This is a genomic window from Sphingobium sp. B11D3B, assembly GCF_025961735.1.
In the GTDB taxonomy this organism is placed as follows: Bacteria; Pseudomonadota; Alphaproteobacteria; order Sphingomonadales; family Sphingomonadaceae; genus Sphingobium.
Genome location: NZ_JAOQOF010000001.1, coordinates 1,944,691 through 1,968,078, shown reverse-complemented (window position 1 = coordinate 1,968,078; position 23,388 = coordinate 1,944,691). Strand labels below are relative to the sequence as shown.

General features: G+C 63.6%; 20 protein-coding genes. 16 read left to right on the top strand and 4 right to left on the bottom strand.

Annotated elements, in window-relative coordinates:
• Window positions 1–80: 80 nt before the first annotated feature.
• The 11 genes from M2333_RS09260 to M2333_RS09210 all read left to right on the top strand — a co-directional run bounded on the left by M2333_RS09260 (window position 81) and on the right by M2333_RS09210 (window position 11,313).
• Window positions 81–2,234 carry an acetate--CoA ligase family protein gene (locus M2333_RS09260; RefSeq protein WP_264611558.1) on the top strand — a complete coding sequence of 718 codons (2,154 nt, stop codon included), beginning with the start codon at window positions 81–83 and terminating at the stop codon, window positions 2,232–2,234.
• A gap of 3 nt (window positions 2,235–2,237) precedes the next feature.
• The gene (locus M2333_RS09255) at window positions 2,238–3,038 is read left to right on the top strand and encodes a crotonase/enoyl-CoA hydratase family protein (protein WP_264574657.1); all 801 of its coding nucleotides are present in this window, start codon (window positions 2,238–2,240) and stop codon (window positions 3,036–3,038) included.
• A gap of 3 nt (window positions 3,039–3,041) precedes the next feature.
• On the top strand, window positions 3,042–4,214 hold the full coding sequence (locus M2333_RS09250; RefSeq protein WP_264611557.1) for a thiolase family protein: 1,173 nt from the start codon (window positions 3,042–3,044) through the stop codon (window positions 4,212–4,214).
• Between the two features lie 5 nt (window positions 4,215–4,219).
• Window positions 4,220–4,645, top strand: coding sequence for a Zn-ribbon domain-containing OB-fold protein (locus M2333_RS09245; RefSeq protein WP_264611556.1), 426 nt, complete (start codon window positions 4,220–4,222; stop codon window positions 4,643–4,645).
• A 240-nt stretch (window positions 4,646–4,885) separates the two neighbouring features.
• Window positions 4,886–5,614 carry an SDR family oxidoreductase gene (locus M2333_RS09240; protein ID WP_264611555.1) on the top strand — a complete coding sequence of 243 codons (729 nt, stop codon included), beginning with the start codon at window positions 4,886–4,888 and terminating at the stop codon, window positions 5,612–5,614.
• Window positions 5,615–5,733: 119 nt separating this feature from the next.
• The gene (locus M2333_RS09235; protein WP_264611554.1) at window positions 5,734–7,074 is read left to right on the top strand and encodes an MFS transporter; all 1,341 of its coding nucleotides are present in this window, start codon (window positions 5,734–5,736) and stop codon (window positions 7,072–7,074) included.
• A complete protein-coding gene (locus M2333_RS09230; protein ID WP_264611553.1) occupies window positions 7,071–7,829 on the top strand; it encodes an HD domain-containing protein in 759 nt (252 codons plus the stop codon). The genes M2333_RS09235 and M2333_RS09230 overlap by 4 nt, the downstream gene beginning before the upstream one ends.
• 108 nt (window positions 7,830–7,937) lie before the next feature.
• Entirely contained in the window at window positions 7,938–8,948 is a 1,011-nt protein-coding gene (locus tag M2333_RS09225) for a protocatechuate 3,4-dioxygenase (RefSeq protein ID WP_264574663.1), read from the top strand.
• A 26-nt stretch (window positions 8,949–8,974) separates the two neighbouring features.
• The gene (locus tag M2333_RS09220; RefSeq protein ID WP_264611552.1) at window positions 8,975–9,646 is read left to right on the top strand and encodes an RraA family protein; all 672 of its coding nucleotides are present in this window, start codon (window positions 8,975–8,977) and stop codon (window positions 9,644–9,646) included.
• Entirely contained in the window at window positions 9,646–10,302 is a 657-nt protein-coding gene (locus M2333_RS09215) for an RraA family protein (RefSeq protein ID WP_264611551.1), read from the top strand. Before M2333_RS09220 ends, M2333_RS09215 begins: the two co-directional genes overlap by 1 nt.
• A gap of 12 nt (window positions 10,303–10,314) precedes the next feature.
• Entirely contained in the window at window positions 10,315–11,313 is a 999-nt protein-coding gene (locus tag M2333_RS09210; RefSeq protein ID WP_264611550.1) for an amidohydrolase family protein, read from the top strand.
• A gap of 117 nt (window positions 11,314–11,430) precedes the next feature.
• Here the strand turns inward: M2333_RS09210 and M2333_RS09205 are convergent, their stop codons facing one another.
• Window positions 11,431–12,216: a hypothetical protein gene (locus M2333_RS09205; protein ID WP_264611549.1), complete on the bottom strand. Its 786-nt coding sequence runs from the start codon at window positions 12,214–12,216 to the stop codon at window positions 11,431–11,433.
• Between the two features lie 550 nt (window positions 12,217–12,766).
• On the opposite strand from M2333_RS09205, the gene M2333_RS09200 reads away from it, so the two are divergent.
• Window positions 12,767–13,861 carry a reverse transcriptase domain-containing protein gene (locus M2333_RS09200; protein WP_264611548.1) on the top strand — a complete coding sequence of 365 codons (1,095 nt, stop codon included), beginning with the start codon at window positions 12,767–12,769 and terminating at the stop codon, window positions 13,859–13,861.
• A gap of 173 nt (window positions 13,862–14,034) precedes the next feature.
• Here the strand turns inward: M2333_RS09200 and M2333_RS09195 are convergent, their stop codons facing one another.
• The gene (locus M2333_RS09195; protein WP_264611547.1) at window positions 14,035–15,153 is read right to left on the bottom strand and encodes a sensor domain-containing diguanylate cyclase; all 1,119 of its coding nucleotides are present in this window, start codon (window positions 15,151–15,153) and stop codon (window positions 14,035–14,037) included.
• A 418-nt stretch (window positions 15,154–15,571) separates the two neighbouring features.
• Window positions 15,572–16,846 (bottom strand): aromatic ring-hydroxylating dioxygenase subunit alpha, encoded by a 1,275-nt coding sequence (locus M2333_RS09190; RefSeq protein WP_264611546.1) that lies wholly within the window; start codon window positions 16,844–16,846, stop codon window positions 15,572–15,574.
• A gap of 190 nt (window positions 16,847–17,036) precedes the next feature.
• Here M2333_RS09190 and M2333_RS09185 point away from each other — a divergent pair, with 190 nt between their 5' ends.
• The 4 genes from M2333_RS09185 to M2333_RS09170 all read left to right on the top strand — a co-directional run bounded on the left by M2333_RS09185 (window position 17,037) and on the right by M2333_RS09170 (window position 21,497).
• Window positions 17,037–17,657, top strand: a complete 621-nt coding sequence (locus M2333_RS09185) for a MarR family winged helix-turn-helix transcriptional regulator (protein WP_181558965.1) — start codon at window positions 17,037–17,039, stop codon at window positions 17,655–17,657.
• A gap of 95 nt (window positions 17,658–17,752) precedes the next feature.
• A complete protein-coding gene (locus M2333_RS09180; RefSeq protein ID WP_264611545.1) occupies window positions 17,753–19,243 on the top strand; it encodes an aldehyde dehydrogenase family protein in 1,491 nt (496 codons plus the stop codon).
• A gap of 179 nt (window positions 19,244–19,422) precedes the next feature.
• The gene (locus tag M2333_RS09175; protein ID WP_264611544.1) at window positions 19,423–19,665 is read left to right on the top strand and encodes a type II toxin-antitoxin system HicB family antitoxin; all 243 of its coding nucleotides are present in this window, start codon (window positions 19,423–19,425) and stop codon (window positions 19,663–19,665) included.
• Window positions 19,666–19,751: 86 nt separating this feature from the next.
• Window positions 19,752–21,497 (top strand): SIR2 family protein, encoded by a 1,746-nt coding sequence (locus M2333_RS09170; RefSeq protein ID WP_264611543.1) that lies wholly within the window; start codon window positions 19,752–19,754, stop codon window positions 21,495–21,497.
• On the opposite strand, the gene M2333_RS09165 is transcribed toward M2333_RS09170, so the two are convergent.
• Complete coding sequence (locus tag M2333_RS09165) at window positions 21,494–23,242, bottom strand: thiamine pyrophosphate-requiring protein (protein ID WP_264611542.1); 1,749 nt, start codon at window positions 23,240–23,242, stop codon at window positions 21,494–21,496. The two genes, M2333_RS09170 and M2333_RS09165, sit on opposite strands and share 4 nt — an antisense overlap.
• Window positions 23,243–23,388: the final 146 nt, after the last annotated feature.

The window sequence follows — 23,388 nt, the reverse complement described above, 5'->3', positions numbered from 1 at the left end:
GCCACGGACCGGCTTTTCGATAATGGGGGCCGCGCTCGCGCGCCCTTTTTCATGGCCCCCTCAGCATGAATGGTGATCCTATGTCTGCGACCGATCTTTCCCCCCGGATCAAACCTGTGCGGGGAGCCGATGCGGTCGCCTTGTTCATGCGGCCGCGCTCGATCGCGGTCTTCGGCGTGTCGGCCAAGCCCAAGACGGCGGGGCGGACGGTGCTCGCCAATCTCCAGCTCAACGCCTTTGATGGCGATGTCCATGTCGTCGGCCGGGCGGAGGGGGAGATTGACGGCTATCCCGTGACGCAGAGCATCGACGATCTGCCCGAGGGCATCGATCTGGCGGTGTTCACGCTCCCGGCGGCGGGTGTGAAGGATGCGCTGGAGGCCTGCGTGCGGCGCGGGGTCAAAGCCGTGACGGTCTTTTCCTCGGGCTTTGCCGAGGCCGGTAATCGGGCAGGGCAGGATGAACTGGTCCGCATCGCCTATGAAGGCAATGTCGCGCTGCTCGGGCCGAACTGCCTCGGTTACACCAATCTCGTCAAGGGCTTGCCCATCGGCTTTGCCAACGCCCGCAAGGTCGCCATGCTGGCACCGGACGATCCCAATCCCGCCATTGCCATGGTCTCGCAGAGCGGCGGGCTGATGGCCTATGCCAGCACCAATCTCGCCGCGCGGCATCTGCCGATGGCCTATACCGTCTCCACCGGGAACGAGGCCGGCATCGGCATCCCCGACTTCATCGATTTCTTCGCGCAGGATGAGGCGACCAAGGTCATCGCCCTGTATCTCGAGGAAGTGCGCGATCCGCAGGCGTTCCTGGCCGCGGCCCGGCGCGCGCAAGCGGCCGGCAAGGCGCTGGTCGCCATTCATCCGGGCCGGGGCGAGAAGGGCAAGGCCGCCATCCAGTCGCACACCGGTGCGCTGGCGGGCGACTATGCCACCATGCAGCTCCATCTCGATCGCGCCGGCGTGGTGCTGGTCGAGACGCTGGAGGAGTGGGTTGATGTGATCGAGCTGCTGGCGCGCTATCCGGTCGCGCCCACCAAGGGCCCCGGTGTGCTCACCTTCTCCGGCGGCTTCTGCGCCATTGCGCATGATTATTTCGAGGCGCTGGACATGGAGATGCCCGCCCTCACCGAGCAGACCCGCAGCGAACTGGCGCCGCAACTCCCCGTCTTCATCCCGCCGCGCAACCCGCTCGATCTCGGCACGCAGGCGATTTTCCAGCCGGAGCTGATCCCGCTCGGCACCAATGCGCTGATGGCGGATGGCAATGTCGGCAGCGTGCTGATCGCCATCAACAGCGGCACGGCGGCTTCGCAGCGCGGCTATGGGCCGATGTTCATCGACAGCCTCAAGGGCAAGGATCGCCCGGCGATCATGGCCTTCCCGGCGCCGGAGATGGATGCCGACTTCGAAGCCTCGGTGCGCGCCAACCGCCTGATCCTCAGCCGCTCCATCGAGCGGTCGATGACGGCGCTGTCTCGCGTCACGCGCCATGGCCGCTCGCTGGAGCGCTCGGCGCGCTCGGTCACCCACAGCCCCTTTGCCGATCTGCCGACGCTGGGTAGCGGCCCACAGCCCGAATGGCTCGGCAAGCAACTGCTGTCCGCCATGGGCATCCGCGTGCCCGCCGGCGGCCTCGCTACATCGCTGGAGGTGGCCGAGGCGACCGCCGCCAAGGTCGGCTACCCGCTCGCCATCAAGGCGCAGGCCGGCGCGCTGGCGCACAAGACCGAGGCGGGGGGCGTCATCCTCGGCATAAGCGACGCCGACGAATTGCGCCGCGCCTGGGACGATCTCCACGCCAATGTCGCCCGCGCCCAGCCCGGTCTGGTGCTCGATGGCGTGCTGGTCGAGAAAATGGCGCCCAAGGGCCTGGAACTGATGATCGGCGCCAAGCGTGACGCCAAATGGGGGCCGGTCGTGCTGGTCGGCCTCGGCGGCATCTGGGTGGAGGCGCTGGGCGATGTGCGCCTGCTCCCGGTCGACATGGCGCAGGAGGATATCGTCGCCGAGCTGATGAAGCTGCGCAGCGCCAAGCTGCTCAAGGGCTTCCGGGGTTCGCCCCCGGTCGATGTGCAGGCCGTCGCCCACACCGCCGCGCTGATCGGCCGCCTGATGGAAACCATGCCGCAGATCGAGGAGATCGACCTCAACCCCGTCTTCGTGCATCCGCAGGGGGAAGGGCTGACGGCCGTCGATGCCCTCATCATCACCGCTGCGGAGGGGAACTGAACCATGAGCGAGACGCTGGCGACCTATGAGCTGGATGGCGAGATCGCCATCGTCGGCATCAACCGCGCGGCCAAGCGCAACGCGGTCAATACGGAGGTGATGGCAAGCCTGCACGCGGCGTTCGAGCGCGCCGCGTCGGAAGCGCGCGTCGGCATCCTCTTTGGCCATGGCGGCAATTTTTCGGCCGGGCTGGATCTGGCGGAAGCCGCCTCGCGCATGAGTGGCGCCAATCCGCCCAAGCCCTGGGAGCGCGGCCGCTGGACGGTCCCGCTCGATCTCGTCGCGCGCGGGCCGATCCCGTGGATCGCCGCGCTGGAGGGCGCCTGCATCGGCGGCGGGCTGGAGATCGCCTCGGCCTGTCAGGTCCGCGTCGCCGACGAGAGCACCTTCTTCGCCTTGCCCGAGGGCAAGCGCGGCATCTTCGTGGGCGGCGGCGGCGCCGTGCGCATTCAGGGCCTGATGGGCTATGCCCGCATGGCCGACATGATGCTCACCGGCCGCGTGCTGAGCGCCGCCGAGGGCGAGCGCGCCAATCTCTGCCAATATGTCGTGCCCAAGGGTGAGGCGATGGCCAAAGCGAAGGAACTGGCGGCCAGCATCGCCAGCAATGCGCCCAACACCAATTGGGCCGTCTGCGCCGCGCTCCCCCGCATCGGCGACATGAGCCACAGCGACGGGCTGTTCTTCGAGGGGCTGATCGGCGGGTCGGCCCGCAGCAGCGAGGGCACCGACCGCATTCGCGCCTTTGTCGAGCGCGGCGAGAACAAGGTGGCCGCGCCGCCTTCCGACCCGACGAAAGGCTGAACCATGGCGCTGCGGGACAATGCCATTGTCGGCTATGCGGAGACCAAGATCGTCCTGCGCAGCGAGGTCGACGTCTGGGAGCTGGGCGCCGAAATCCTCGACGGCATTCTGGAGCAGACCGGCTTCGAGAAGGGCGAGATTGACGGGCTGATCCTGTCCTCCTCGTCCACCGGCGCCGGCAACATCTTCTGGTCGCAGACCACGGCCGATCAACTCGCGCTGGAGCTGGATTTCTGCCAGACGGTGGACATCGGCGGTTCCTCGCCGGTCGGCGCAGTGGCGCGCGCCGCCGCCGCCATCGATGCCGGGCTCTGCACCACCGTCCTCTGCCTCTTTGCCGATACCGCGGTCGCCGAGAATAACGGCCGCCCGCGCTCCTATGGCGCGGAGTGGACCACGCCTTATGGCTATCTCGGCGCACCCGCCGCCTTCGGCATGTTGAGCCTTTATTATCATGACAGGTTCGGCCTGGACGAGCGGGCGCTGGGCAAGCTGGCCGTGGCCCAGCGCGAGCACGCCCTGCGCAACGACAAGGCCTGCGAGAAGCTGCGCAAGCCGATCACGGTCGATGATTATGTGCAGTCGCGCATGATCAACGACCCGATCCGCCTGCTCGATTGCGTCATGCCGTGCGATGGCGCCAGCGGCGTGCTGGTCACCAGCCGCAAACGCGCCGAGCAGCGTGGCCTCACGCGCTGCGCGGTGCTGCGCGGCTATGGCGAGCGCACCAATCTCGGCGCCGCTTCGGCCATCGTCGATCCCACCGTCACCGGCCATCGGCAGGCGGGCGAGCGGGCCTTTGCGCAGGCCGGGCTCACCCCGCGCGATATGGGCTCCTTCCATCCTTATGACGACTTCATCATTGCGATCATGATGCAGTTGGAAATGCTCGGCTTTTGTGCGCACGGGCAGGGCGCGGCATTCATCCACGAGACTGATTTCCTCTTCTCCGGCGATCTGCCGCTCAACACCGGCGGCGGGCAAATCTCCGCCGGGCAATGCGGTCTGGCCGGTGGCGGCACCAATCTTGTCGAGGCGGTGCGGCAGCTTTTCGGCGATGGCGGCGCGCGGCAGGTGAAGGACCGCCGCCATGCGCTCGTCACCGGCATCGGCGGCATTCCCTATGGGCGGAACTGGAACACCAGCACCGCCCTCATCCTCACGTCGGAGGGCTGAGGCGCATGGCCGATCTCAACGATCTCCTCGATATCGATCGCCCGCTGCCGCCCGAGCGCAGCTTTTCGCGCCCCTATTGGGAAGCGACGCGCGAGAAGAAGCTGCTCATCCAATATGATCACGTAGCCGGCGCCTATCAATTCTACCCGCGCCCCACGAGCATCTACACCGGCCGCCGCGACACTCTGGAATGGCGCGAGGTTTCCGGGCGCGGCACCATCTTCAGCTACACCATCGTCCGCCGCGCCCGCCCGCCGTTCCGCGACAAGGAGCCCTATGTCGTCGCCATGGTCACGCTGGAGGAAGGCGTGAATGTGATGAGCAACGTCATCCATTGCAGCGAAGCCGAGCTGAAGACTGGGCTGGCGGTGAAGCCCTATTGGCATCCGCTGCCGGATGGTCGCCACCTGTTGCTGTTCGAACCGGCCTGAGACTTCGCCGTCCAATCCTCTTTTGAATGGCCAGAGCGATGACGCCTGCTTAGGCTAGGCGGCGTAGGCAGAACGTGACGGCAATTGGCAGCCCCCCCGTCATTCCCGCGAACGCGGGAATCCAGCTTGGACCTTGCGTCTCGGCGCAGGCGTGGACCTGGATTCCCGCGTTCGCGGGAATGACGAGGGAGATGCGGGCAGGACGGTGCACTCGCCGCCCACAAGGGAGAAGGACGCATCATGAGTTACATCAAGGGCAAGGTCGCGCTTGTTACCGGCGCCAGTTCGGGTCTGGGCGCGGCCATCGCGGCCGAATTCGCCGCAGCCGGGGCCTCGCTCATCGTCGGCGCGCGCCGCAAGGCACCGCTGGATGCCTTCGTGGCCGAGGTTGAAGCGCAGGGCGGGCAGGCGCTCGCCGTGCAGTGCGATGTGTCGCAGGAGGCCGATGTGCAGGCGATGTTCGCCGCCGGCCTTGCGCGCTTCGGGCGCATCGATATCCTCATCAACAATGCCGGCATCGCCGATCATACCCCGACCGACGAACTCTCCTTCGCGCGCTGGTCGGAAGTGATCGACACCAATCTCAACGGCGCTTTCCTGTGCGCGCGGGAGGCGCTGCGGATCATGAAAGGGCAAGGAGCAGGCCGGATGATCCACATCGGCAGCCTGTCCGCGCAAGTGCCCCGGCCGAACACCATTGCCTATGCCGCGAGCAAGTTCGCGCTGGCGGGCATGAATCATTCCCTCGCCATCGATGGGCGGGACCATGGCGTCGCCTCGTCCATCTTCCACCCCGGCATTGTCGGCACCAATCTGGTGCAGAACATGCAGGCGGGCGATCCGCGCGACCGGATCAGCGCCGATGTCGCGGCGCGCGCGGTGCTGGCCATGGCCGATCTGCCCGATCATGTGAACTTCGTCGATGGCACGATCCTCCCGCTCAATATGCCCTTTCTGGGCCGCGGCTGATCGCGCCCGATATTGTTGTTTCAAGCAACGGAGTTGTTGACAGGTCGATAGGATGCATGGGAAGCTGAGCCGATAAAAAAAGCATGAATCGGCAAGGCTGGCTACGGAGAGGACAGGCGATGGCCACGACACCCGCGACAGGCAAATACTATCCCGGCTGGTGGGTGGTGGCTGCCGGATTCATCATCTTCTTCTTCTCCTTTGGCGGCCCGACCTACTCCATGTCGCTCCTCTATAATGAGGTGATCGCGGAGTTCGGCTGGACCCGGGCCGAGGCCACCGGCATCTATGCGTGGAAAGGCCTCACCGGCGCGCTGGTCGCCATTCTCGTCATCGGGCCGGCGGTGCAGCGCTTCGGGTTGAAGCCGGTATTCCTCACCGTGCTGATCATCCAGGCGCTGGGCTTCTTCACCTTCCTCAACGTCAGTTCCATCGCCACTTATTTTCTGGCCGGCTTTTTGATCGGCCTCGGTCAGGGGGCGGTGCTGCTCTGCATCAAGCTGATGGTGGCGCGCTGGTTCATGCGCAATGTCGGCTTTGCCGGCGCGCTGGCGCTGGTCGGGTCGAGTGCCGGCGGCGTGGTCTTTCCCATCGTTATCGCCGCGCTCATTCCCGAGATCGGCTGGCGCATGACCTATGCGCTGATTGGCGTGTCGATCCTCGCCGTCTCGGTGCCGCTCGTCCTGTTCGTCAAGCAGAACCCGTCGGAAGAAGATCTGCTGCCGGAGACCGCCAATGCCAAGGGTGTGCTGCCCAGTGCCGAGGTGGCGGCGGCCACGCGCGCGGCGGACATCCCGATGAGCTATGCCGAACTGGTGCGCAAGCCGATGTTCTGGGGCATCATGGTCGGCGTGCTGATCATCGCGGGCGTGGATCAGGGCCTGTTCCAGAACATGCAGCTCTATTTCGTGCAGGAAGTCGGGCTGACGCGTGAGACGGCGGCGTGGCTGCTCTCGCTCACCTCGGCCATCGGCCTTGCCTCCAAGTTCATCGCCGGCAAGTTCTTCGATGTCTATTCGGTGAAAGGCATCGCCGCCTGGTATCTGCTCATCGCCGCGATGGTGCTGCTGGCCTTCCAGGTCTCCAGCCTTTCCACCGCGATCATCTTCATCTGCGCGCTCGGTCTCGCTCATGGTGGACTGGTGTGCGAGGGGCCGGTGCTGGCCAAGCATGTCTTCGGCCCGCGCAACATGGACAAGGTTCTGCCCATCGTCACCGGCTGCTTCGCGCTCGGCTCGTCCATCGGCCCGGTGACGCTCGCCTACATCTACGATGTGAACGGCCATTATGTCTGGGGCTTCGCGCTGTTCGCCGCCATGGCGTTCTTCGCGGCGTTCCTGCTCACCTTCGTGCGGCCGCTCTATCGGGACCGGCTGCGGGCCGCGACGCAGACCGGCGTGGGCGAGGGGGCGGGGGTGGCAACGCCGCCGGCCTCCGCCAAGCCCTCCGCCGCGCTATGAGTGCGCCGGATCTGCACAGCCTCCATGCGCAGGCCGACGCGCTGGAGGAGGAGATGAGCGAGGCGCTGGACGCGATCATCATCAAGTCCACCCTCTACCAGTCCGGCGATGTCGATCCGCGCCTGCCGCGCCCACCCATCGACAATCCGCGCCGGCTGCCGTTTCTGATGGGGCCGGACCCGCGCCTCCCGCCGATGCCGGAGAAGCCGACTTTGGTCGATTTCTTCCGCTATCGCTTCGGCCCGTCCGCGCACGTCCTGCAAAGCGCCAGGCTGGCGCGCGATGCCGGGCATGACGAGAAGATCGTGCTCGCCTGCCTGCTGCACGACATCGCCGTTACCGGCTTCATCCGCGCCGATCATGGCTACTGGGCGGCGCAGTTGATCGAGCCTTATGTCGATCCCGAAGTCAGCTGGGCCGTCCGGGAACATCAGGTGGTGCGCTTCTACCCCGATGAAGCGGTCGGCTATGACTATCCCGAGGCCTATATCCGCTTCTTCGGCGCCGATTACCGGCCCGATCCCCATATCGACCGCGCCTATCAGCGCGCCCGCAACCACAAATGGTATATGAGCGCCCGGCTCGTCACGCTCAATGATTTCTACGCCTTCGACCCCAATGTCGTCGTGGATATCGAAGAGTTTACGGACATCATCGGCCGCCATTTCCGCCAGCCGGAGGAAGGGCTTGGCTTCGATGACAGCCCCTCCGCGCACATGTGGCGCACCATCATGATGCCGACGCGCTTTCTCTGATCAGCCTTGTCGAAAGCGCCCGCCATCGGTTGCTAACCGCATCGATATTGTTTACTGAGTCTACAATTATATGCCCGAGCGGCAACAATCTGGGAGCGGAGCGGAATCATGGCGGAGATCGTGCTGGGAATGTGGACATCGCACGGGCCGACCCTCTCGACCACGCCCGAGCAATGGACCCTGCGCGTCGCGGCCGATCTCAAGCGCCAGCATCCCTTCCGCGGCGCCGAATACAGCTTCGATGAGCTGGTCACGTTGCGCGCGGGCGAAAACCTCGCCGAGGCCTGCACCCTGCCGGAGCGCGAGCGCCGCTCGGCCGCCTGCCAGAGCGCGATCAGCGACATGGCCGACCGTTTCGCCGCCGCGAAGATCGATGTCGCCGTCATCATGGGCAATGACCAGCGCGAGCTGTTCCTTGAGGATGTGACGCCCGCGATCACCGTCTATCTCGGCGAGACGATCTGGGATCAGCCCGCCACCCCCGAGCAGGCCGCTCGGATGCCGCCGGGCATTCACGAGGCCGAGTGGGGCCACAGCCCGCCCGAGCGCCGGGACTATCCCTGCCAGCCCGAGCTCGGCATGCATGTCTGCAAATCGCTGGTGCCGCAGGGCTTCGATCTTGCCGTCTCGAAAAAGCTGCCCGAGCCCGCCGGCCACTGGTCGAGCGGCGCGCCGCACTCGCTCGGCTTCATCTATCGCCAGATCATGCGCGACGCGGTCGTGCCCAACCTGCCGATCCTCATCAACACCTTCTTTCCGCCCAACCAGCCCACCGCCCGCCGCTGCTTCGAGCTGGGACGCGAGGTCGGCAAGGCGATCCGCAGTTGGAAGCAGGATCTGCGCGTCGCGGTGTTCGGCTCGGGCGGCATGAGCCACTTCGTCATCGACGAGGATTTCGACCGCATGTTCTTCGAGGCGCTGCGCACCCGCGATGCCGAAACGCTCTGCGCCATCGAGGACAAGCACCTCCAGTCCGGCACCTCCGAGCTCAAGACCTGGATCGCCGCCGCCGGCGCGCTGTTCGACACCGATCTCACCGGCGACGTGGTCGGCTATGAGCCCTGCTACCGCTCGGAGGCCGGCACCGGCACCGCCAATGGCTTCGTCGCCTGGCAATAAGCCAACGCGTTTTCAAAGGACGGATGATGACAGCAACAGATCCCCATGTCGCGCGGCTGCGCCAGCTGGATGCCTGCGCGGTGTCGGACACGCTGGACAAGCTTGGCCTGGCCGGCTGCGTGACCGGGCTGCGCTCGGCCTCTCCGGGCCGCCGCATCGCCGGGCGCGTCCACACCGTGAAGCTCAAGGCTGGCAACGCGCCTGCCGATCGCCCGCCGGTGCATCTGGGTGCCGCCGCCATCGATGCCAGCGGCCCGGACGATGTGATCGTAGTCGAGCAGCGTACCGGCATTGATGCCGGCTGCTGGGGCGGCATCCTGTCGCGCGGCGCGCAGCACAAGGGCGTGGCCGGCGTGATCTGCGAAGGGCTGGCCCGCGATGTGGATGAGGCCCGCGAGATCGGCTTCCCGGTCTTCTGCCGCGGCTACACCGCCCGCACCGCCCGCAACCGCGTCTATGAGGACGCCACCGACGTGCCCGTCACCGTCGGCGACTTCACCGTCGAACCGGGCTTCTACGTCATCTGCGATTCCAGCGCGGCCGTGTTCATCGCGCCCGCCGACATCGCCCGCGTGCTCGATGCCGCCGAGGATATCGTCCGCCGCGAAGGCGAGATGACCCGCCGCCTCGCCACCGGCGAGAGCGCCAGCGCCGTGCTCGGCGCCAACTACGAATATATGCTCAAGGGCGACAGCTGATGACCGACGACCGCAATGTGGCGCGCGCCGCCGCGCTCGATACCGCAACACTCAGCGACGCGCTCGATCGGCTCGGTATCGTCGGCCAGTGCTACCAGATCGCCGGCCGCGACCCCGATTTCCGCATGGCCGGCCGCGCCTACACCATGCTCTGCGGCCCGGCTTCGACGCCGCCTGGCACCGTCGGCGATTACATCGACGATGTGCCGCCGGGCCATGTCGTGGTGATCGACAATGGCGGCCGCGAGGATGCCACCATCTGGGGCGACATCCTGACCGAGATCGCCCATCGCCGCGGCCTTGCCGGCACCGTCATCGACGGCATCAGCCGCGATGTCTCGCTCTGCCGCGCGCTCGGTTACCCCGTGTTCAGCAAGGGCCACTGGATGCGCACCGGCAAGGATCGGGTGCAGGTCGAGGTCACCAACTGCCCGGTCAACATCGGCGGCGCCCGCGTCGCCCCCGGCGACATATTGCGCGGCGACCCCGATGGCGTGATCGTCATCCCGCAAGCGCATGAGGCCGCCGTCCTCGCCGCCGCCGAGGAGATCCACGCCGCCGAGGAGAGCATCCGCGCCGCCTGCCGCACCGGCATGCGCCTCGATGAGGCCCGCGCGCAGTTCAAATATCACAGCCTTCAGACACGTCAGAAATAAGGGGATCACCCGATGATCATCGACTGCCATGGTCACGTCAGCGCTCCGGTGGAGCTTTGGGCCTATAAGGCGAGCCTGCTCGCGCATCGCGGCTCGCACGGGCGCGGGAGCGTCAAGGTGACGGACGAGCAGATCATTGCCGCCGCCCACCACAAGGAGACCTGGCCGGACGGGCACATCGAGCTGCTGCACAATCACGGCACGGACATGCAGCTCATCTCGCCGCGCCCGTTCCAGATGATGAACTCGGCCAAGCCCGCGCGCGTCGTCCACTGGTTCTGCGAGGAGGTGAACACCCTCATCCACCGCCAGTGCACGCTCATCCCGGAGATGTTCATCCCGGTCGCCGGCCTGCCGCAGGTGGCGGGCGAGCCCATCGAGAATGTCTTTGCGGAGATGGACCGCTGCGTCGCCTTGGGCTTCAAGGGCTTCCTGCTCAACCCGGACCCCTATGAGAATGGCGCCGAGGAAGCCCCGCCGCTGGGCGACCGCTACTGGTATCCGCTCTATGAGAAGCTGTGCGCGCTGGATCTGCCCGCGCACATCCACGCCACCGGCTCCCAGTCCGAGCGCTCGCCTTATTCGCTGCACTTCATCAATGAAGAGACGATCGCCACCTATAACCTCTGCACCTCATCGGTGTTCGATGATTTTCCGCAGCTCAAGGTGGTGGTGAGCCATGGCGGCGGCGCCATCCCCTATCAGCTCGGCCGCTTCGAATCCCAGTCGCGCCGCACCAAGCACCTCTTCTCCGAGCGCATGGCCAAGCTCTATTTCGATACCGTGCTCTACACCGAAGGCGCCCTGCGCCTGCTCATCGAAACCGTCGGCCCCGAGCGCTGCCTGTTCGGCTCCGAATGCCCCGGCGTCGGCTCCACCATCGATCCCGCCACCGGCAAGCAAATGGACCACATCGCCCCCTTCATCCAGAAATTCGACTTCCTCAGCGACGCCGACAAGAAGCTGATCTTTGAGGATAATGCGCGGAAGGTGTTTAATTTGGAGATTTGAGGGGAGGGGCGGCATTTAAATGGCCGCCTTTCGTCCGATATCGGCTTCCTGCGCCCAACCAGAGCTGTCATTCGATTGTTTGGGGGTTTTGGGCCTGTCGAATGGCAGGTGCATTCTTCACCCGTATACAAAGGTGCCCTTGCGCATCGTGAACCTATGAGCCCCCATCATATTCAAAAGAAATCTTGCCTGTTGGTGAACGTCGATCACCACATCATCCCGCGATAGAACACCGTGGAAGAACGTGGCCTGTGCAGCTATGTGCAGATCAACAATGTGATTGACCAGCTTGTCGGTATCTTGAGGAAGGTTCCCGCTCTTCACCCATCGAATGAAGAAGATGACCACACACATGGCGTAGCGGAATAAGAAGTAGTGTGGGGCGTCGATATACCGAGCGGGCGGATTGGCCACTTGTCCTCGACTGAACATAGTCCGAGAAATGCGATAGATTGCGTCGATGAGCTTGCCCTGAGTGGACTTGCTTTTGATGACCCTTGCTCTGATTTCTCTCAACTCGTCCGGCGTAAACTCTTTCCGCATCTGTCGGAAGGCCAAGTCAAAATGATGAGCGTCGGCAGCGAAGTTGGCGATAACCTGTTTGGCTTGCGCCTGCTTATTGAGGAGGAAGGTCATCATTCCTGATCCCTGCTCAGCGGCGACGACATCGTCGTACCAGATAGGGAAGTTGGGGCCTTGCCCTCGGTCGATCAGCATTGCCCTGATTTTCGCGCCGGTGTCTAGCCGCTGGGGATAAACGTCGATTACGTCCCGCATGAGTAGCACTTGATCGGGGTAGGCCCTAGCGCGCTCAAACGAGTTGATAAGGGTGGCTTGAGGGTTGGACTTATGAGCCTCGACGAGGACATGGTGAGAGATAGCAATCTGGTTGGACGCACTCATCCTGAAGTATTCAGTCAGTGCTGGATCGCGAAGGAAATTGCTGTCCGCTAAGAAAATTGGCATCGCTTCACCCGATCAGTCGGCAGCTTAACTCCCTCTTGAAGCCGCCGCATCGCTTCCTACATAGTAATTGCCCTTGGAATCGGCCAAAGGGTGCGATCGTTGCAACGTGCAACACCGAAGAACATGAAGACGATAATGCGAATAGCATTAGAGACTATGACTTCGGCCAGCGCGCCGCACAGGTTCATGAGCATATTGTGGACCTCCTCGATAACATAGCACTTAGCGTTTAAGACCCGCGCCAAAGGGGGAAGAAGACTTCCAGAGGTGGATATTGCGTGCGTCCGGGGGCATCCAGTTGAGTCTGGGGTCCCGGGTCAGGACTGGCCCCCGGACACTGCTACTGTTACAATACGGCATGAATGCGCCCGGATGGTTTAAGCCAAGAAGCTATATGCACTTCGATGCTCCAGTTGGGGCTTCGTATGCTTTGGCTGTAACTCCCCAATCGGTTGCTCAGCACTCGTGGTCGCCACTCATTCACTACGTGAAAGAGGACAAGCGGTATAAGCCCCTTCAGGGAAAAACGGTTAAGAAGGCGAGGCCTATCATGTATGCGTCTCACCGAGACGCATGTATTCTAAGCGCATACTCGCACACGATCTGCCGTCTGTTAGACGCGTGGTATGACAGAGAAGGATTGTCATCCTGCATTATAGCTTATCGTGCGTTAGGTAGAGCTAACTATGACTTCGCCCGGTCGGTCGAGGACTACATCCGAGCTCAGCCCAAGGTGACGGTTCTTTGCTTTGACGTAAGCGGTTTCTTCGACAACCTAGAACATGCTCGCCTAAAGGAGCGGCTGCGTTGGTTGCTTGGGGTAAATGAACTCGGTGCCGATTGGTATCGGGTATTCCGCCATGTTACGAAATACCGGTACGTCCGGCGTGACGATTTACTGGCTAATGATACGTTTGCTCAGCGATATTCCCAAGGCGGGCGGAAGCCGTTGGCTACCATGAAAGAACTGAACGCCGCCGATATAACTATTAATCCCAATCCTGCCGTCGTCGGTATTCCTCAGGGCACGCCGATTATCGCGGCTTTGTCCAATTTATACATGACTGCGTTTGATGCGGAGCTGCATGCTGCGATAAAGATCTGTGGTGGACTGTACCAACGCTACTCGGACGACATCCTGATTGCTTGCCCGCCAGAAATATCTGCTGCGCTAGAGCTGCTGGTAGCATCCAAGCTATCCGCCTGTGGCCTTCAATTACAGGCCGCAAAAACCGAACGTAGGACCTTCTCTGGCGTGGGCGCCGTCTCTATCCAGTATCTAGGGTTCAACTTAGGCCACAATCACGCTCGCATCAGACCCGGCTCGCTTGCTCGGCAGTGGCGCAAGGCCAAGCGTGCTGTCCGGGGTGCTGAGGGAGCTGGCGCGAAAGCTATGGCCGCGGGTAAAGCTAAGAAGATATATCTACGCAAATTACACAGGAAGTTCATGGATCCGAGGATGCGAAACTTCATGAACTATGCCAACCGATCGCAAGAGGCCTTGGCTTCGCCTGCGATACGCCGGCAGCTGAAACGGCTTAGGAAGTACATCGCTTCCGAGATGGTTCGCTTGAAGACTTGATTGCTCGCTTAACGGCTTTTTGTTGGTGGCCCGGAGAGGTCGGCTGATCGCGCGCGCGTCGCCTGCCGCCCTCAGGCGTCGACATAGCTCTTATTGTCCTGGCTGATGCGCATCGCCTCCTGCGGTTGGCGGTGGCGGCAGCGGGTGCCGTGGTATCAGTCACCCGCTGCTTATCACGCCGCCAATCCTGCAACGCGATCCCGCCCCTCCGCCTTGGCGTGATACAGCGCCTTGTCGGCCCGGACGACGGCAGGCTCGAAGCCTGTTTCCGCCGCCGTCACCTGCGAGAAGCCTATGCTGACACTCCATGATCCCGGTGCGGCGCCAGCGGCGCGGCATCGGTTCATCAGCGCCTCGACGATCAGGCGTTGCCCTTCGCAACTCGCCGGCAGCAGCAGGATGAATTCGTCGCCACCAATGCGTGCGAGCGCGCCGTCTTGTGCCTGTGCGATCCGCCCCGCCTCCTGAGCAATGCCGCGCAAGACGGCATCGCCCGCCTCATGGCCGTGCAGATCGTTGACGGCCTTGAAATGATCGACATCGATCGCGACGACGGCCGCGCCAGGCGCGAGCAGGCGCCGCTTCTGCACCTCCAGGCCCGCCCTGTTCCACACGCCGGTCAGCGGATCACGAAGCGCTGCGGCGTGCAGCGCGTCTTGCGCCTGATCGATTGGTAGAACCAGCAAACCAAGATTGATGATGCCGAGCAACGCCTGATCTGCGAGCAGCGGCAGGCTGCCCAGCGAGTGGTCGCCCGAGAGCACGCCCAGATGGCCCACCAGCGAAATCAGGAATATGGGGATGTAGGCGAGCAGGCCTGCGCCTGCGATCCGCTGCCCGCGTAATGGCCCGGAGATCATCGCTGTCCCGTTGATCGCCATGGCTGCGGTCAGGCCAAGAACATCGGCGATCCGTGGGATTTGGGAGTCAGTCGGGAGCCAGCCTTGGGCCATCAGCAACAGCGGCCCAAGATGGGCAACGCCGATGACCAGCGCCGGCAGCGCCATCCACGGCGCGAGAACGGGCCTGCCTTCGAACCGGCGAACGCCCATGACCGAGACCGTATTGCTGAATGCGAGCATCATCAACAGCGCCGTCGCAGCGCCCATGCCGCGCTCACCCCACAGGGCAAAGCCGATCATCACACCGCCGTAGAGAAGCGCGCTTGCCGACCAGAACAGCAGATAATCATCCGCTTTTCGACCACGCCAAAGCAGCAGAAATACGATGCCGAAGGCGCTCGTATTCACGAGGCTGCAGAGCTGTAGCGTATCGATATCCAGCAGATTCATGATTCATCCGATCTTAAAGCTCTCCTGTCCGAGATCGGGTTAACAATGCGTGATGCCTGCGGATTTCATCGCAGCGGACCACCGCGTTTTGAGATCAGCCGTTCAACGGGCGCAAGGGGCGCGGACGTGGCAGGACGGGGAGGGCGCCGTTCGGAGATCGTGCGGACGTAGCGCTCCGCTTGCTCCGCTTATCGCCGCCCTGGGCTCCTGCGCAGGCAGGAGCACGGAGGATGAGAGCCAAGCTTCACGCCCGCCCAGTACCCCCAGTGCTCCTGCGCAGGCAGGAGCACTGGGCACAGCGGACCAACCTCGCAGCCATGCGGCACCCCCCAAACCAAAGGCCCGGCCAGATCACGCCAGCCGGGCCAGTCTGATGCCGAGAGAGGTCGGCTGATCGCGTGCGTGTCGTCCGCCGCCCTCAGGCGTCGACATAGCCCTTGTTATCCTGGCTGATGCGCATCGCCTCCTGCTGCAGCTTCAGCACATGCGCGGGCTGGCCATATTGGAAGATGAAGCGCTTGAGGTGCAGCGCGCCGCCGGCTTCGATTTCCTCGGCGGTCATGCCCTCCATCACGGCGTCGCGGTGGATGGTCGGCAGCGGGATCGCCTTGTTGATCGCGGGGTCGCGGATGATCGCCTTGGGGTCTTCGCCGCGGCCGATCTTCTCCATGTCGCGCAGGAACTGGCGGCGCATCATGCCGATGCCCTTGTCGCTCAGGCCGAGATTTTCCTGCGTCCGGTCCGAGATGGTGCCCTGGCCGATCCAGGCGACGAAATCCTGGTTCATCACATGGCTGGTGATCCACTCGCCGCGCTCGTCCTTGATCGGGCCGAACCAGACCGGGATGGATTGCTGCACATAGGGCTCGGCATCGCGCGGCACGCGGGTGAAGAACCAGCCGACGCTCATCATCGTCTCATCGTCGATGGGCACGCGGAACTCGAAATGGTCGCCGGTGAACATCGCATTGGGCCACAGGCACGCGCGGCCGATGGTCCACAGCGGATTGGTCTCGTCCGTATCCTCGCGGATGCGGTTGTAGGTGAAGCCATACTCATATTCGCGGAAGTCGATCTTGAGGTGCTTGGGGCCATAGGGGCCGGTCTCGCCGCGCAGGCGCTTGCTCCAATTGGCGTGCATCCACTCGAAGTGGATCGGGTCCATCGAGTTTTCCTGCCCCTGCAGCCAGTTGCACGGCAGCTCGGAGATGACGATCTGGCGGAAGCCGTTCTTCCACGAGAAGGGTTCCCAGTCCGGCAGCTCGGGCGCGGGGAGGGGGCCCATATAGGCCCACAGCAGCCCGGCATGGGCGCGGACCGGATAGGCCTTGATCCGCACCTTGTCCTTGTAGCGCCCCTGCGGATTGGCGGTATCCTCGAAGGGCTGCTCGGTGCAGGCGCCCTGCGCATCGAACATCCAGCCATGATAGCTGCAGCGCAGCCCGTCGGGCTCGACCATGCCGCAGGCCATGTCGGCGCGGCGGTGGGGGCAGTGGCGGTCCATCAGGCCGAACTGGCCGGAGAGATCCTTGTAGAGCACCAGATTCTCGCCCATGATCCGCACCGGCTTGGTCGCGCGCGTCTCGAACTCGCTCTCGCCGGCGATGGGGTGCCAGTAGCGGCGCAGCAGCTCGCCCATCGGCGTGCCGGGGCCGACGCGGGCCAGCTTTTCATTCTGTTCTGCAGACAGCATGGCGCATCCCTCCTTGGTCATCTGCCGGGAATCCGTGGGGCGCGCCCGCGGACTCATGTCGTCTTTGCCAAATCGTTGTCATAGACAACAAAGTGCGTCAAGCCCGTGTTTGCCGCGCAGGCCTTTTTGTTGTGCGCGGGCAGCGCCATCCCTTATACCGGTCCGTTCGAAACCAAGGGGGACCTGTTCTGTGGCCAGAAAGAAGGCCGGCGCATCGGTGGATCGGCCGAGCTTCCGCAACCTGATGACCTTCCGCCTCCATATGGTGGCGCGCTTTTCCGAAGGGATTTCCGAGGAATATTATCGCCGGCACCTGGGGCTTTCGCTGCCGGAATGCCGCGTGATCGGCATCACCGCCAGTTACGGGTCGGTCTCGTTCAAGCAGGTCGCGGCGGATGCGCATCTGGAGAAGAGCTATGCCAGCCGCGTCGTCTCCTCGCTGGTCGAGCGCGGGATCATCGAGAAGCAGGCCAATCCGTCGGACAGCCGCTCGGTGCTGCTCCAGCTCACCGATCATGGCAAGACCGTGCACGAGCAGACCTATGCCCTTGCGCTGCGCCTCAACGAGGTGCTCCAGATGCCCTTCACCCGCAAGCAAAGCGATGATTTTCTGGCGTTTCTCGGCCAGCTGGATCAGCAGCTCAAGCGCGTGAGCGGGGTGGTGGAGGATGTCGATGCGCTGGGCAAGGTGCCCCGTATCGAGAGCGCCCCCGCGCCGGAGACCCGCAGCGATGGCGCCATGATGCTGGACCGCGCCTTCGCCCAGAAGCTGCACGACATGCTCGGCCGCTACCTCGCCGAAAACCCCTGAGCGCGCCCCGCACGATTTCGGCGAGCACGATTTCGGGGTTGTAGATTCAAACAACAATATCCATGCTCCTGCGCAAACGAGTCAGGAGACGATGGATGGGCGAGGGAACAGTGCTGGAGCGGCCGGCGAGCGTGGCGGGGGCGGATGCGCATCTCATCGGCGGCAAGCTCGTGCAGGGCGCTTTCGAGGACGGGGGGCGCAGCTTCGCGGTGATCGATCCCGCCACCGGCCGCCCCTTCGCGCTCTGCCCGGATGCCTCGCAGGCCGATCTCGATGCTGCCGTCGCCGCCGCCCGCGCGGCCTTCCCGGCCTGGGCCGCGCGCACCCCGGAGGATCGCCGCGCGCGCATCCACGCTCTCGCCGACAGCATCGCCGCCGCCGCCGATCGCCTCGCCCCCTTGCTCACCCGCGAGCATGGCAAGCCCATCGAGCAGGCGCGCATGGAGCTGACCGTCGCCGCGCATCACATGAAGCAGCTCGCCGCGCTGGAGATCGGCGATGAGGTGCTGCGCGATGATGCGCGCGGCAAGGTGGAGCTGCGCTACCATCCCCTGGGCGTCGTCGGCGCCATCGCGCCGTGGAACTTCCCCATCGCGCTCGCCATGCACAAGGTCGCGCAGGCGCTCTACACCGGCAACACGCTGATCCTGAAGCCCTCGCCCTACACGCCGCTCACCACGCTGGCGGTGGGCGCGCTCGCGGCGGATGTGCTGCCCGCCGGCGTGATGAACGTCCTCGCCGGCGGCAATGATCTGGGCGCCTGGATGACCGCGCATGAGGGGATCGACAAGATCAGCTTCACCGGCTCGGTCGCCACCGGCAAGAAGGTGATGGCCAGCGCTGCCGCCACGCTCAAGCGCATCACGCTGGAGCTGGGCGGCAATGATGCGACGCTGGTGCTGGCCGATGCGGATCTGGACAAGGCCGCCGCCGGCATCGCCCGCAGCGGCTTCTACAATTGCGGGCAGATCTGCATGGCCATCAAGCGCGTCTATGTGGCCGAGCCCGTGCGCGATGCCTTTCTGGAAAAGCTGGTCGAGAAAGTGCGCGCGCTCAAGGTCGGCCCCGGCAGCACCCCCGGCATGGACATGGGGCCCATCCAGAACCTGCCGCAATATGAGAAGGTGAAGGCCTATCTGGAAGACGCCGTCGCCCGTCCCGGCGCGCAGCTGTTGACGGGCGGGAGCGCTAGCAGAGGGGCGCGGGGCGGCGCGCACGGCGAGGGGGGCTATTTCATCGAGCCGACCATCATCGCCGGGCTGGATGAGAGCGTGCCCCTGGTCTGCGAGGAGCAGTTCGGCCCGGTCATGCCCGTGCTCAGCTTCACCAGCGAGGATGAAGCCGTACAACGCGCCAACGCCACCCGCTTCGGTCTCGGCGCCTCCGTCTGGAGCACGGACGAAACCCGCGCCCGCGCCGTCGCCGGGCAGCTGATGGCCGGCACCGTCTGGATCAACCGCCACGGCCTCAACGAGTCAGACGTGCCCTTCGGCGGCATGAAGGACTCCGGCTACGGCCGCGAGCATGGCGTGCTGGGGATACGGGCCTATCAGGAACTGCAGGTGGTGAGCCGGCCGGCGGGGTGAGGGGGCTAAAGCCCGCGCGCCTGAGCCCGCCCCCGTTCGTGTCGAGCGTAGTCGAGACACCTCCGGCACAGCGCCGTTCTGTCTCGACTTCAACTAAAAGCTGCGCCATTTTGCGAATGGCGGGGAGTGGTTGTCCTTCCCGTGTTGCGGTTCGCAAACGTGGCGGAGGAACTAAGATCATGAGCAAGGCATCCTACACGCTCAGGTTGCCCGCCTCAATGAAGGCCGCCGCAGCGCGCCTCGCCAAGGAAGACGGTATGTCGCTCAACCAGTGGATTTCGGTCGCCATCGTGCAGAAGATCGGCGTGGTCGAGACAGCCTCCGATTTCCTCAAGCACCGCGGCGGCAAGGCTCGCCCGAGAGACATGCTGCTCTTTCTTAACAAGGCAGAGCGCGATACGGGAGGTCCGAGGACAAGCTGACAATCAGTCAGTGAATCAATCTGTGGCGGCACACCGCAACAAGGCTCTTCAAATTCGCTACGCAACATTTAGCATGGACGACAGCCATGATCGAAATTGAGCCGATAGATTCACTCGCTCTCACCCTTCATCACTCTCCCGGAGTGCAGGCACTACTGATCGGCAGCGGCATATCTCGTTCAGCGGGCGTACCGACCGGCTGGGAAATCACACTCGACCTTATAAAGCGTTTGGCGGGCGTGCAGGGGATAGTTGACGAAGCCGACTGGGCAACTTGGTATCAGGAGCGATATGGTAAATCGCCCAGCTACTCCGAAATCTTAGACGTGGTCGCTGCTACCCCTGCCGAGCGCAGGTCAATCATTCATGGTTATGTAGAGTCTCATGTAGATGGCGAACTCCGCCAGCCCACAAGAGCTCATCAAGCGATTGCACGTTTAGTCGCGCTGGGCGCTATACGCGTCATCCTTACAACTAACTTTGACCGCCTACTAGAAAACGCCTTGCGGGACGCCGGCGTTGAACCGACTGTCATTGCTTCCGACGACGCCATTGAGGGAGCAGTGCCGCTAGTCCACTCTCGGTGCACAGTGATAAAATTACATGGCGACTATCTGGATGCTCGCATAAAAAATACCGAGGACGAGTTAGTAGCTTACTCAGCTAAGCTGGATAATCTCCTTGATCGGGTTCTGGATGAGTACGGGCTTTTGATCGCGGGTTGGTCCGGCGACTGGGACACTGCTTTAAGGTCGGCGATCACGCGTGCTCCTAGCAGGCGTTATCCATTCTATTGGTCGGCAAGAGGGGACCTATCCACTCTCGGGGGCGATCTGCTGGAACACCGTGGCGGGAAGCTTGTTCGAATAGCAGACGCAGATACTTTTTTTGGGCAGCTTCTAGGGAAGGTCGAGGCCCTGTCCGCACTGAATAGAGCTCACCCAGAATCTATTGCGCTTACCGTTGCAGAAGGAAAGCGGCTGTGTCGGGATGACAGGTTTGCTGCTGAATGGTCCGATCTTCTTGCCACCGAAGTGTATCGATTTTCAGAGTACTTAAACGGACCCGAATACTTTAACGGAAGTCCGAATGATGACAGTATAAATGAACTTATAAGAAATATTGTTGCCCGTTCGGAAGTTATTCGTAAATTGGTTCTGGTGAGTGTGCGGTGGGGGACTGATCAGTCGTTCCAATCTACATTGCGTGCCATCACGGCCATAACTTTTCCTGATATGAATGGGTCTGGGTACGCCTGGGTAATAAATCTACGAATTCTTGCCGCGTCGATGTGCTTCCATTGGGCTGTTTCGGCAGCTCTTCTTCGGGAAGACTTTGGTCGTGTTGGTCGTTTGATGCATCTTGCACTTTGGAGTAGATCAGAAAAAAAGCAGTTAGCAGTCTCGATGTTGCCCTTGTCTTCGCTGCCCGGCATTGAATGGAAAATACTTAAGGGCCTGGAGCGGCATTATACACCGCACAGCCACTTTTTTTCGGAGATATTCATAACCGAATCTAAGGATGTCGTGATAAGTAAAGATGAGGCCGAACGTGCTTGGGATGATGCAGAATTCTTAATTGCGGCCGAGGCGGGTTACCACCGCCTACCGGCCATGAAAGAAAAAGGACTTTGGTTTTGGGTTCCTTCAGGGAAGTTCATTTGGCAGCGCGAGCGCACTACTCTCGAGGATAGGATGGCGCATATGGAATCATTGACGAGTGATTCGCCGGAGTTGAAGGCCGGGCTATTTGGAGGAACAGTTTCTGGCGTCGAAGAGACCCACGGAAACCTTAAGTCATTTTTCCAAGAAGTTGGATCACGCTGGTTCTAACGCCCCACCTTCACCTCCACCAACACCTGCCGCTTCTCCTCCCGGATCACCCGCGCCGCCTCGCGCAGCGTGTCGGCCAGCGCGGCCGGATCGGCCACGCGCGCGGTCCAGGCGCGTGAGGCCTGCGCGATCTTGCAGAAGTCGGGCAGCGGCTCGAGCGATGTGATCGGCATCACATTGGCGCGCGCCGCGTGGCCCTGGGGGTAGATGCCCAGGGTCGATCCGCGCACCGCGCCCCAGATGCCGTTATTATAGACGATGGTGAGCAGCGGCAGGCCGTGCGCCTCGGCGATCTGGTGGCAGGCGACCGGATTGGCGAACATGTAGCTGCCATCGCCCACCGTCGCGACGACGAGCCGCTCGCGGTCCGCCAGCTGCACGCCCAGCGCGGCGGGGAGCCCCCAGCCGAGCCCGCCGGAAATCGGGTTCTGGAAGAACTGGTCGCCGCGTAGCCCGGTCACGAATTCCGGCTTGGCGCCCAGCTCGCTGACGATGCAACCCTCCGCGCCGATCAACTCCACGATGGCGCGGGTGACGAAGGCGGCGGACATGGGCGGCCCGGCGCGCACCGCGCTGTCCAGCTGCGCGCGCCGCGCGGCGTGGCGCTCGGCCAGCCGGGCGAAGCGGGCGGAGCGGTCCCGCGCCAATGTTGGAGGGGGCGTCATGGCCTGCATCGCCTCGTCCAGCGCGGCGATGATGTGGGCGGATTCGCCGGTCAGCGCCAGATCGGTGGCAAAGCCGCGTAGGGGCACTTCCAGCTGGTGCGGATCGGCCCCGGCCTGGATCACCGTCGCCTGCTCGGCAAAGCCGTGGCGGTGCGGCAGCCAGGGCACGATGGCATCGAGCACCAGCACCACGTCCGCCGCCGCCAGGTCCTCGCCGGGGTCGAACCCGCCATGCATGGGCGAGGCGCCGTCGATGGAGAGCTGCGAGGGCCAGAACTCGACCACGGGGATCGCGTGGCGCTCCGCAAAGGCGGTGAGCGCGTCGAACCCGCCACCCCGCGCACCCGTCCGGAAGGCGACGATCAGCGGGCGCTCCGCGGCATCGAGCAGTCGCGCGGCCTCGGCCAGATCCTCCGGATGCGGCGCGGCGCGGGCGGCGGCATTGCGCGGCTTGCTGTCGCGGTAGGTCGTCACTTCGCACAGCGCCTCGCGCGGCAGGCCCAGATACACCGGGCCGCGCGGGCTGGAGGTGGCGATGGCCACCGCCCGGTCGACCAGCGGGGCGATCTGCTCGGGGCGGGAGAGGGTGGCGTCCCACTTCACCGGCTCGCGCACCATCGCGGTCTGGTCGCGCATGTTCTGGCCCCAGTTGATCGGCGAGTTGCGGTGGCCGAGCGGCCCGTGCTCCGTATGCGGGGTGATGCCGCTGGCGAGGATCATCGGCACCTGGTCGGAGGCCGCGTTGAGGACGCCCATCACGCAATTGGCCAGGCCCACATTGGTGTGGACCATCACCGCCTGCGGGCGTCCGGTCGCCAGATAATAGCCATGCGCCATGCCGAGCGCGGCTGTCTCGTGCGGGATGAGGATGGGCGTGGGCACCTTGAAGTCCGCCACCTGCGCATGGGCAAAGCCCTCGATCACCGGCGCGAAGTCCGTGCCGCCATTGGCGAACAGATAGTCGATGCCGTTGGCCGCCAGCCGCCGCAAGAAGATCTCGCCCGCCGAAGCCTCGATCATGGGGGCGTCGATATCCGCCGTCTCCGCAGGGGCAGAAACGCTTTGCGCCGGACTGACCATGAAATCTCCTATCTGTGGCAGCTAATTTTGTTGTCATTGATAACGAAAAATGTGGCTGCTGCAAGGAATCGTGCTATTGGCGGAGGGCAGGGATTGTCTCAAATGACGATCATCAAAACCGCATTCTGTTGTTGCCCAAGGGAGAG